Here is an 11,407-nt window from a genome sequence, read left to right as displayed (position 1 = left end):
CAATGACGAGGCGTGGAACAAAGACACCTTTATCCCAACGGTAGGCAAGCGTGGTGCTGCCATCATTGAAGCGCGCGGTTTATCCTCTGCCGCATCAGCAGCTAACGCCGCCATTGATCACATCCGTGATTGGGTTTTAGGTTCAAATGGCAAATGGGTAACCATGGGTGTACCTTCTGATGGCTCCTACGGCATCCCCGAAGGCATTATTTATGGCTTCCCCGTAACCACTGAAAATGGCGAATACAAGCTCGTAGAAGGACTAGAGATCGATGATTTCTCTCGTGAGCGCATGGATCATACGCTCAACGAGCTTTTAGAAGAACGCGACGGCATTAAAGACTTGCTCGCTTAATGCTACAACTAAAGCCCGATTAATTCGGGCTTTTTTTATATCCATTTTTTCTATAGCATAAAACGAGATATCTATTAGTTATCTCTATCAGGAGGAGAGACAATGACAACAGAAATGACCCCCCGCCCTAAAAAATCCGTTGCCTTGTCCGGTATCGTAGCCGGCAATACGGCACTTAGTGCTGTGGGCTCTAGTGGCAATGCACTGTTTTATCGCGGATACGATATTTTAGAGCTTGCTCCCAGCTGCGAATTTGAAGAAATTGCCTATCTGCTGATTTATGGCAAACTCCCCACCCCCAGCGAACTAACCCTTTATAAACAAAAGCTAGCCAGCCTACGTGGTTTACCCAACGACTTACAACGAGTGCTCGAATATCTACCCGCGGCAAGTCACCCAATGGATGTTTTACGTACGACCGTGTCGGTTTTAGGTTGCGTACTCCCAGAAAAAGAATCACAACCCGTTGCCGAAGCTCGCGATATTGCCGACCGTCTTCTGGCTTCATTAGGGTCCGCTCTTTTATATTGGTACCACTACAGTCATCGCGGTGAGATGATCGACGTGCAAACCGATGATGACAGCATGGCTGAGCATTTTTTACATTTACTGCATCAAAAAACCCCAAGCAAAGAGTGGGTTCATGCCATGAATGTTTCCATGAACCTTTACGCAGAGCACGAGTTTAATGCCTCTACCTTTACCAGCCGTGTCATCACAGGCACAGGCTCAGATATGTATTCCGCTATTGCTGGTGCTATTGGCGCATTACGTGGCCCCAAACATGGGGGAGCCAACGAGGTCGCGCTTGAAATCCAACAGCGCTACGACAGCGCCGACGAGGCAGAAAACGATATCCGCGCTCGTGTACAAAACAAAGAAGTCATTATTGGTTTTGGGCACCCAGTTTATACCGTATCAGACCCACGCAATCAGGTAATCAAAGAGGTTGCCCAATCGCTTTCGAGCAAATCCCAAAACATGACGCTTTTTGAAATTGCTGAGCGCATTGAGCAGCTAATGTGGAATGAGAAAAAGATGTTCCCTAACCTCGACTGGTATGCTGCCGTCGCTTACCATCGTATGGGGGTGCCGACCTCTATGTTTACCCCACTTTTTGTGATAGCACGGACAGCGGGCTGGGCAGCGCATATTCTAGAGCAGCGCGCTGACGGTAAAATCATCCGACCTACCGCTAATTATACCGGCCCTGAGCCACGTGCTTTTACGCCTTTACATCAACGATAACGCTACGGCGGCCTGGCCGCCATTTTCTAAGGTGTGCTTATGAAACTTGATATTCAGCATAATACCGAGGCCTCCCGTTTCGAATACCACGAGAACCAACTGCTTTGCCATCTCGATTATCAAATTCAAGATAATATTATGGCCATTACCCACACCATTGTCCCCAAAGCCTTAGGTGGACGAGGTATAGCCGGGCAACTAACCGAAGCCGCTTTTGCCTTTGCCAGAAACAATGAACTCAAGATCAACCCCGTATGTAGTTATACGGCAACGTATTTTCAACGTCACCCAGAATATCAATCACTGTTAGCCCAATAAGTCTTATGTCTTATATAAGACTGTTGCACCGCCCTACAGTTACTCTTACAATAAGGGCAAGCACTATCGCTTCGTTTATTCAACTTACCTAAATAGGCCTGCAACATGCTGGAAACTTACCGCCAACACGTTGCCGAACGCGCTGCGTTAGGCATCCCTGCGCTTCCTCTTACTGCGCAACAAACCGCTGATTTAATCGAGCTCATTAAAAACCCTCCTGCGGGCGAAGAAGACTTCTTACTTGAGCTCCTCACACACCGTGTTCCTGCCGGTGTAGACGATGCTGCTAAAGTCAAAGCCTCCTATTTAGCGGCAGTTGCTCTTGGCTCTGAAACTAACCCACTATTTGATAAAAAACGCGCTACCGAATTACTCGGCACCATGCTAGGCGGTTACAACATCTCGCCTCTCATTCAGTTGCTTGACGATGACGAGCTAGCTCCGGTTGCTGCCGAGGGTCTCAAACATACTTTATTAATGTTTGATGCTTTCCACGATGTTAAAGACAAAGCGGATCAAGGCAACCAATACGCCAAAGAAATTCTACAAAGCTGGGCCGACGGTGAATGGTTCACCTCTCGTCCCGAGGTCCCAGAAAGCCTAACCATTACGGTATTCAAGGTCACGGGTGAAACCAATACCGATGATTTATCACCCGCCCCTGATGCTTGGAGCCGTCCTGATATTCCACTGCATGCGCTTGCCATGCTTAAGAACCCACGCCCTGGCATTGAACCCGATGAGCCAGGTAAAGTCGGCCCGATCAAATTAATCGAGTCCCTTAAAGCCAAAGGCAATATTGTTGCCTATGTGGGTGATGTAGTCGGTACTGGCTCCTCTCGTAAATCCGCAACCAACTCGGTCTTGTGGTTTACCGGAGAGGACATTCCTTACGTACCCAACAAACGTTTTGGCGGTGTATGTTTAGGCGGTAAAATCGCCCCTATTTTCTATAACACCATGGAAGACGCCGGTGCTCTACCCATCGAGCTGGATGTGTCTCAAATGGAAATGGGCGATGTGATCGAATTACGCCCTTACGAAGGCAAAGCTTTGAAAAACGGCGAAGTCATCGCCGAATTCAAAGTCAAATCCGATGTACTCTTTGACGAGGTCCGTGCCGGTGGCCGTATCCCCCTCATTATTGGTCGCGGTTTAACTACTCGTGCTCGTGAAGCCCTAGGTCTTGGTCCTACCGACCTCTTCCGTCTGCCCCAAGCCCCTGTGGATACAGGCAAAGGCTTTACCTTAGCGCAAAAAATGGTAGGTCGTGCCTGTGGTCTACCCGAAGGCCAAGGCGTACGCCCCGGTACTTACTGTGAGCCACGCATGACCACCGTAGGGAGCCAAGACACCACTGGCCCAATGACACGCGACGAGCTCAAAGACTTAGCATGCTTAGGCTTCTCCGCCGATTTAGTGATGCAGTCCTTCTGTCACACGGCCGCGTACCCCAAGCCCATCGATGTGAAAACGCACCATGAGCTACCCGAGTTCATTAGCACTCGTGGTGGCGTATCGCTACGCCCAGGTGACGGTATTATTCACTCTTGGCTCAACCGCATGTTGCTACCTGATACCGTAGGTACAGGTGGTGATTCGCACACCCGCTTCCCAATCGGGATTAGCTTCCCTGCTGGTTCCGGCTTGGTCGCTTTTGCTGCGGCAACTGGTGTTATGCCCTTAGACATGCCCGAGTCCGTATTAGTACGCTTTAAAGGCGAAATGCAGCCTGGCGTTACGCTACGTGATCTGGTCAATGCCATTCCGTACTACGCCATCAAGCAAGGCCTACTCACTGTAGAAAAAGCCGGCAAGGTCAACATTTTCTCTGGTCGCATTCTTGAGATCGAGGGCTTACCCAATCTCAAAATCGAACAGGCTTTTGAGCTTTCCGACGCGTCTGCTGAGCGCTCTGCCGCCGCATGTACGGTACGCTTAGACAAAGAACCAATTATCGAATACCTCAACAGCAACATCACGCTATTGAAATGGATGATTGCCAATGGCTACGAAGACGAGCGCACCTTACGCCGTCGCATCAAAGCCATGGAAGAGTGGCTAGAAAACCCACAGCTTCTTGAGCCTGATGCCGACGCCGAATATGCGGCTGTTATCGAAATCGATCTTGCAGAAATCCACGAGCCAATTGTGGCCTGCCCGAACGACCCCGATGACGTCAAAACCCTCTCAGACGTGGCGGGTACCCCCATTGACGAGGTCTTTATTGGTAGCTGCATGACCAACATCGGTCACTTCCGTGCCGCCTCCAAGCTGCTCGAAGGCAAGCGTGATATCCCAACCCGTCTCTGGGTCGCGCCCCCAACCAAAATGGATCAAGCCCAGCTTACCGAAGAGGGCCATTATGGGGTATTAGGCGTAGCCGGTGCTCGTATGGAAATGCCAGGCTGCTCACTTTGTATGGGTAACCAAGCCCAGGTACGTGAGGGCGCTACCGTGATGTCGACCAGTACCCGTAACTTCCCTAACCGCCTTGGTAAAAACACCAACGTTTTCTTAGGGTCAGCGGAACTGGCAGCTATTTGTTCTCGTTTAGGGCGTATCCCCACCAAAGAAGAATATCTGGCTGATATGGGCATTCTCCAAGCCAACAGCGATGACATTTATCGCTACATGAACTTCGACCAAATCGAAGAATTCAAAGAAATCGCTGACAGCGTGGAATAATCTCCTTCTGTTTTGTGATTACCCCTTGGTTGCTTCGGCCCCAAGGGGTTTTTTTATCGCCACAAGCATGTAGTACAGGTACACTGTAGGTTTTGCTTGTTCTGTTAGGAATCTTCATGGCTGACTCTACCGACTCTTCCTCTGTGCTCCATCATAAAGCACATGATTTGCTGAACTTAATCGAAGCACTCAATCATTCCGGATCGCGCCTAGAAGACCAATTTTGGGAAGATCAGCTTAATCAAACCGTACAGCTTTTACTCAATGATGTGGATAGTCTTATCCTCGAACAGCTTTTGGATTATCTAGCTACCACATCCCAATCGGATCTCTACGACATCCTAGCAAGCCTGATTGAGTCCATTGCGGAGAGCGCCGTTCTCTCTCATCAAGGCCAAGACTACCATGTGCTCCTTGTTACGGCTCCCATCACCACATGGACACGTTACCAGTTGCCCGAAGGCATCCTAAGCCATACTCAGCACGAAAAACTTCTTAGTCTTGTCAAAGACTATGCAAGCCCCCAAGCAAAAGTGGCGCTATTAGGTCAGCTACTTAGTTTTGATCAGCTACCCAAAAGCTTTGCACAAACTCAAGCCTTATGTAAGCAACTAGGACAACTCGCCTTAGCTGCCCAGCCTGCCACCATCGAAATCGACCAGCGTGACGACGGTATCAACTTATTGGCAGATACAAAATTTATCGTCAGTGCAATTGCGGTTCCTGTAGGCTCCCCCCTTTTTGCTTGGCAACAACAGTCTGATCCCGTTCAAGCCATGCGCTGCGCACAAGAGCAATGGCAAATACAATGTGAGGCGATTCTAAGCACCATGTTCGCTGGCTGCCAAAGTCACTACTTACCCCCTAACGGGTATTTTTATAATAATCGGATGAGTGATAAATACATGCGACCGCTAGCGCTTAAAGCGGCGGTGCAGTGGCTGGCCACCGTCATGCACAAAGACCCCAAAGACTTGACGGCAACCATTGCTCGCTGTGGGGATCATCACACCGAAGAGTTTCGCATCGGCCTAAGTGTGCAAGATCAAAAAGAAATCTTGTACGGCTGTGTTTGGCCTATTTTTAGCAAAGAAGAAGTGGATATTTCTAGCCCACATTATCAAGATAATGCCGCAGAAATCCAAAACTTATTAACTGAGCTAGGTGTAGAATCCATTTTATTTTTAGCCGGATTATTTACCCCCGAGTTCTGTGATGACTGCGAGGCGCCGTCTTTTCCTACGACCGAAGGGGAACTACAACACCCCTACCTACCCGAGGATTTACACTTTACCCCTGATGCTTTGCACTAGTTTCTATGTACTCCATTGATGTTTTCTGTCGTGTCGTCGATAACTACGGCGATATTGGTGTTTGTTGGCGTTTAGTCAGACAGCTCTCTGATTATGGCCCCGTACGCTTATTTATTGACGACCTTGCCGCTTTTGCACGCATTGAACCTCTCATTAATCCCCACAAAATGGTGCAAAGCTATCACCGCATCACAATATTTCATTGGGATCAAGCGCATACGCTTAGCCCCGCGCAATGGGTGATTGAAAGCTTTGGCTGTGATCTGCCTTCCCCTTATATCGAACAGATGCCACTCCACACCAGCGTCTGGGTAAATTTAGAATACCTGAGTGCAGAAGAGTGGGTCGAAGCCGTCCATGGTTTGCCCTCGCCCCAGCCCAATCGGGTCGATAAGTATTTCTTTTTTCCAGGCTTTACACCACGCACGGGGGGCTTACTACGCCCCTTTCAACAGACTACGCCATTCTCATGGGAGGACATTGGCGTGCCCGCCCCACGCTCAGATCGCGTTGCTTTTGTTTTTAGCTATCCAAATGCGCCAATTTCCATGCTTTATCAAGCACTGGCACAACGCCCAGAATCATGGACCGTATATACCGCGGCAACCACCCCTGCCGTGCCTGCACCGGCAGGTTTAGCAGTGCATACGCTACCTTATTTAGCACAAGCACAATTTGATCAACTACTCGATCTGGCCGATCTGAACATTGTACGTGGCGAAGATTCCTTTGTGCGAGCGATCTGGGCCGCCAAACCCTTTATTTGGCAACCTTATCTTCAAGAGGAAAACACCCATTTAATTAAGCTCCAAGCCTGGCTAGAACGCACGCCTTTTACGCCAACCATCCAACAGCTTATCGAGGCGTGGAATCAGAGCCTGCCACTGGCTTCAGCCCTAGACATGGCCTTAGATCAATACCCAACATGGCAGCAACAGTGTCGGCAATACGCTTCTGATTTAGCACAACAAACGGATTTAGCTCGACAATTGGTGGCTTTTTGTTCGCAAATTGCTCAGAACAAGGTAAAATAACTTTTTTTCCACTCCGCTTTAGCAAAGAACAACACCCATTGGGTGGTTTTGTTAGCCAATACTTGTGCCTATTGCGTGCGGAGCTTTATTCATTGGAGTTTTTATATCTATGAAAACCGCACAGGAATTACGCGTTGGTAACGTGGTAATGATGGGCAGCGAGCCGCTCGTGGTGCAGCGTGCCGAATACAACAAATCGGGTCGCAACAGTGCTGTTGTAAAACTCAAATTCAAAAACCTGCTGACTGGCAGCGCCAGCGAAGCCGTTCACAAAGCTGACGAAAAATTTGAAATCGTTCTGCTTGAGAAAAAAGAATGTACTTATTCGTACTTTGCGGACCCCATGTACGTATTCATGGACGCCGACTACAACCAGTATGAAATCGAAGCCGATAGCATGGGCGATGCGCTCAACTACCTCGAGGACGGTATGACCGCCGAAGTCGTATTCTACGAGGGCCGTGCGATTTCTTTAGAGCTGCCTACTACCATTGTTCGTGAAATCGAATACACCGAGCCAGCAGTACGCGGTGATACCTCGGGCAAAGTCATGAAGCCTGCGCGTCTTGCCACCGGTTACACCATTTCTGTCCCCATGTTCTGCGAGATCGGTGACAAAATCGAAATTGATACACGCACCAACGAATACCGTAGTCGCGTTTAACCCCTGTGCACGATAGTGGGGTATCCCTAAAAGCCGTCTTATCACGACGGCTTTTTTAATTTAATTTATCTTCATCCAAAAATTCCGGTATAGGTAATACGGCAATCCCCTCTTCGCGCAAAGACTGATATTCCTCTACCGTTGCTGATCCGCGTATGGCACGCTCAGGGCTTTCTCCTTCGTGCATTTTTCTTGCCTCTTGGGCAAAATTATCACCCACATCATCTGTGTTTTTGATGACCTGTTTGAGTTGTTGAAGAAGCTTGGCCTGAATGGTTGCTACATCAACCTTGGCGGGAGCCGCCTCTGCTGCAGAAGCGTGACGTAAATTTAAACGTGGAGCCGAGAGTTTTTTTGTAATTGTCTTGCTATCGCACACCGGGCAGCTTAGCCAGCCTTTGGCCACTTGCTGATCATAATCCTCATGCGATGCAAACCAGCCCTCAAAGAGATGCCCCGACTCACATTGCAAATCAAATACTTTTAATGCCATACACGACTATATTTATAAAGACCAAATGGTATATTTTAACAAAGAAAAACACCCTAGAGCTTAGGCACAGCCTGAATTAAGCGCCGGCTAACAGGGTGCTGCGGTTGCAACAACACCTGCTTGGTTTCCCCCTTTTCTACAATACGCCCCTCGTGCATGATCGCTACACGATCCGCAATATATTCCACAACACTAAAATCATGGGTAATAAAAAGATATGCTAAGCCCGTGAGCTGTTGCAAATCCAATAGTAAGTCTAAGATTTGGATCTGCACCGAGACATCCAGTGCCGAAGTGGGCTCATCACAAATTAATACCTCTGGCTCAACAGCCAAAGCACGAGCAATTGCAATACGCTGACGTTGTCCACCTGAAAACTCATGCGCATAACGCTGGGCACTGTCTCTAGGCAAAGCCGTCACATCCAAAAGATGCTCTATACGCTGTTGACGCTGCACAGCAGATAAATGCGGACGCAAGCTGATCAACCCCTCGGCCAGGATCTCCCCCACCGTCATACGAGGGTTTAACGAGGCAAACGGATCTTGAAACACAATTTGTAGTGCTCGTCGTTGTGGCTTTAAGGCAGCCCCTTGTAACGTAAGCAAATCCTGGTGATGTAAACGTGCCCGCCCGCTTATTTGCGTTTGATCATCCAATAACCGCGTTAAGGTTTTGGCTACCGTACTTTTTCCACACCCCGATGCACCAAGCAAAGCTAAGGTTTCGCCCTTATAGAGATCAAAGCTCACATCCTTCACAATCGGTGTCAAAGCAGGGGGAGCCAACCAACGCTTTTTTTGCTTATAGGCTACGCTTAGATTATTAACCTGCAACAAAGGCAGGGCTTGGTTGGTTTCTGTCGGGGCTTTTTGTGGTCTTTTGGCAAAGCTAGGCACAGCATCTAAAAGCTGTTTAGCATAAGGATGTTTAGGGCGCTGGAAAAAAGCCTCTGTAGTCGCCTGCTCTACGATTTTGCCCTCGCGCATTAATACCACTCGATCCGCCACATGCTTAACCACCGCTAGATCATGCGTAATCAATAGCACCGTTAAGTTGAGTTCTTTTTGTATTTGGGCGAGCAACTCTAGAATTTGCGCTTGAATCGCCACATCTAAGGCGGTGGTTGGCTCATCGGCAATGAGGATATCCGGTTCTGATGCCAGTGCCATGGCGATCATAATGCGCTGGCGCTGCCCCCCTGAAAACTGGAATGGATAGTCATCAATGCGTTGCGCTGCCTGCTCGATCCCTACTTTCTCTAGCCACCAAATGGCTTGCTCACGTAAGGCTCGCCCCCGATATGAGGTATGTAAACGTAAACTCTCTATGATTTGATCGCCTACTCGCAAAATCGGGTTTAGTGCGGTCGCTGGCTCTTGAAAAATCATCGCCATGCGCCCACCTCGAACTCGGCGCATATGGGCTTCACTGAGCGCAAATAGATCCGTTTTATCTAAAAAGACATGCCCCTCTTCGATCTGTATGCCCGCAGGCAATAACCGCAGCATCGCTAAAGCGGTTAGGCTTTTTCCGCTTCCGGACTCACCTACCAAAGCGACGGTTTCCCCTTTAGCAACACAAAAATGGATGCCATCAACGGCCTTTAGCCCAGTCGCGGCCACCCGCAAAGTCAGGTTCGTGACCTCAAGCATGGGTTACCTCCACAGCGATACGACGTGAGCGAGGATCAAAAGCACGCTGTACGGCATCGGCAAACAGGTTTGCCGCTAAAACCAATGCCAACAAAAACAAAAAAGCCCCTGTCAGATTCCACCAGATCATGGGGTCGCGCGACATTTCCAAACGCGCCGCATCAATCATGGTGCCAAAAGAAGGCATGCTTGGATCCACCCCTATGCCTAAATAAGACAGTACCGCTTCATACAGTACCAAGCCTGAAAATTCCAACACCAAGGTAATTAAAACCAAATGCATCAAATTGGGTAAAAGGTGTCGCCGCATGATCCCCCAAGAGCTAATCCCAAAGGCGCGCGCCGCTTGTACGTATTCCAGTTCACGCAGTTTTAAGGTTTCCGCGCGTAATAATCGGCATAAACCCGACCAGCCTGTTAGCCCCAAAATCAAACATAACACCACCAAACGCAAGTCAGCACGTGCCGCAACCGTATCAAAAAGCTCAGGATGCGTATCTATATAGACCTGCATCATCAGTACACATGCAGCAATCAGCAGCACCCCGGGAATGGAAGTCAACGTGGTATAAATATACTGGATCACATCATCAACCCAGCCCTTAAAATACCCTGCCGCGATCCCAAAACCCAAAGCTGGCGGCAACATGGCTAATGTTGTCAACGTCCCAATCACTAAGGCCGTGCGTATGCTTTTTAATGATTGAAAAATCACATCATTGCCTGATCGGTCCGTGCCTAATACATAATAAAAGCGACTATAAATCAGCACCACAATAATTAGGCTAAACAAAAGCGTTAAGCTCCAATATAAACTGCGCCACGGAAAAGCTGCATGACGCCGTCTTCCTTGCTGACACAGCCCATATAAAACTAAGGCCATAAGTACAATAGCCGCCGCACTCCAAGCCGCCAGCTGCATGAGCTCATAATGATGTTGCTCTGTATTTTGAATTTGCAAAGCAGCATGCTCTAAACGCGGGAAATCACGTATCACCTGCCCATCTTGAATCTGACTCTCTTTAAAAAACAAGTGCGTCGCCAAAGGAGCAGAGTAACTACGCTCTTTTTTCGCTAAAGCCGCCCAAGCCAATACATCATCCAGTACGGAGCGCGCCACAGGTGCATGGCGTACCTGAGTCTGGTTCTCTGTTGCGGGCAATACCGGCCGATAATGTATCGAGTCCAGCAGCCCAATAGTGATAAAAAAACCCAATATGATCGCCGCCGCTAACGCCGATGGCGTATAAAACACACTTCGCCAGGCACGCGCTAAAGCAGGATGACGGCGCACATGCCAGATATACACCGCCACCAGACCGACCATCAGCCATACAAACATATCGGTCCATAACAGAATAAATTTAGGCATAGACATCACTCAAAGCGAACGCGGGGATCAGCTACGGTGTACGACACATCAGCTAGAATCAACCCCACAATATATAAGGCAGAGCCTAAAAACACCATTGCTCGCACGATGGATAAGTCTTGAGCATTAATGGCTTCGATGGTGTAACTGCCTAAGCCAGGAATACCAAAAAAAGACTCAGAAATTAAACTACCCATAAATAGGAGCGGTATTGCTGAAACCGTGCCGGTTAAAATGGGCAAAAGCGCATTACGCAACAGATGCTTA

Annotated in this window: 10 protein-coding genes and 1 pseudogene; 7 read left to right on the top strand and 4 right to left on the bottom strand. The window is 48.8% G+C overall.

Annotation, left to right across the window (positions count from 1 at the left end; translation table 11 throughout):
- The 7 genes and pseudogenes from Q1V74_RS08380 to efp all read left to right on the top strand — a co-directional run.
- Nucleotides 1–355: pseudogene (locus Q1V74_RS08380) on the top strand (malate dehydrogenase); the annotation flags it as partial.
- A gap of 102 nt (nt 356–457) precedes the next feature.
- Nucleotides 458–1,603, top strand: a complete 1,146-nt coding sequence (gene prpC, locus Q1V74_RS08375; protein ID WP_300648087.1) for a 2-methylcitrate synthase — start codon at nt 458–460, stop codon at nt 1,601–1,603.
- A 39-nt stretch (nt 1,604–1,642) separates the two neighbouring features.
- A complete protein-coding gene (locus Q1V74_RS08370; protein WP_260649072.1) occupies nt 1,643–1,921 on the top strand; it encodes a GNAT family N-acetyltransferase in 279 nt (92 codons plus the stop codon).
- A gap of 105 nt (nt 1,922–2,026) precedes the next feature.
- Nucleotides 2,027–4,609: a bifunctional aconitate hydratase 2/2-methylisocitrate dehydratase gene (gene acnB / locus Q1V74_RS08365; RefSeq protein ID WP_300648084.1), complete on the top strand. Its 2,583-nt coding sequence runs from the start codon at nt 2,027–2,029 to the stop codon at nt 4,607–4,609.
- 116 nt (nt 4,610–4,725) lie between these two features.
- The gene (locus tag Q1V74_RS08360; protein ID WP_300648082.1) at nt 4,726–5,922 is read left to right on the top strand and encodes a DUF2863 family protein; all 1,197 of its coding nucleotides are present in this window, start codon (nt 4,726–4,728) and stop codon (nt 5,920–5,922) included.
- A gap of 5 nt (nt 5,923–5,927) precedes the next feature.
- A complete protein-coding gene (locus tag Q1V74_RS08355) occupies nt 5,928–6,956 on the top strand; it encodes an elongation factor P maturation arginine rhamnosyltransferase EarP (protein WP_300648080.1) in 1,029 nt (342 codons plus the stop codon).
- 109 nt (nt 6,957–7,065) lie between these two features.
- A complete protein-coding gene (gene efp / locus Q1V74_RS08350; RefSeq protein WP_260649076.1) occupies nt 7,066–7,620 on the top strand; it encodes an elongation factor P in 555 nt (184 codons plus the stop codon).
- 55 nt (nt 7,621–7,675) lie between these two features.
- On the opposite strand, the gene Q1V74_RS08345 is transcribed toward efp, so the two are convergent.
- The 4 genes from Q1V74_RS08345 to Q1V74_RS08330 form a co-directional block, all read right to left on the bottom strand.
- Entirely contained in the window at nt 7,676–8,113 is a 438-nt protein-coding gene (locus Q1V74_RS08345; RefSeq protein WP_300648078.1) for a DUF1178 family protein, read from the bottom strand.
- 53 nt (nt 8,114–8,166) lie between these two features.
- Nucleotides 8,167–9,768: an ABC transporter ATP-binding protein gene (locus Q1V74_RS08340; RefSeq protein ID WP_300648076.1), complete on the bottom strand. Its 1,602-nt coding sequence runs from the start codon at nt 9,766–9,768 to the stop codon at nt 8,167–8,169.
- Nucleotides 9,761–11,140, bottom strand: coding sequence for an ABC transporter permease (locus tag Q1V74_RS08335; protein ID WP_260649079.1), 1,380 nt, complete (start codon nt 11,138–11,140; stop codon nt 9,761–9,763). Before Q1V74_RS08335 ends, Q1V74_RS08340 begins: the two co-directional genes overlap by 8 nt.
- A 5-nt stretch (nt 11,141–11,145) precedes the next feature.
- The coding region (locus tag Q1V74_RS08330) for an ABC transporter permease subunit (protein WP_300648074.1) at nt 11,146–11,407 on the bottom strand (262 nt) is incomplete at its 5' end.

The organism is Paenalcaligenes sp. (assembly GCF_030152715.1).
In the GTDB taxonomy this organism is placed as follows: Bacteria; Pseudomonadota; Gammaproteobacteria; order Burkholderiales; family Burkholderiaceae_B; genus Paenalcaligenes; species Paenalcaligenes hermetiae.
This window is presented reverse-complemented; position numbering and strand designations above follow the sequence as displayed.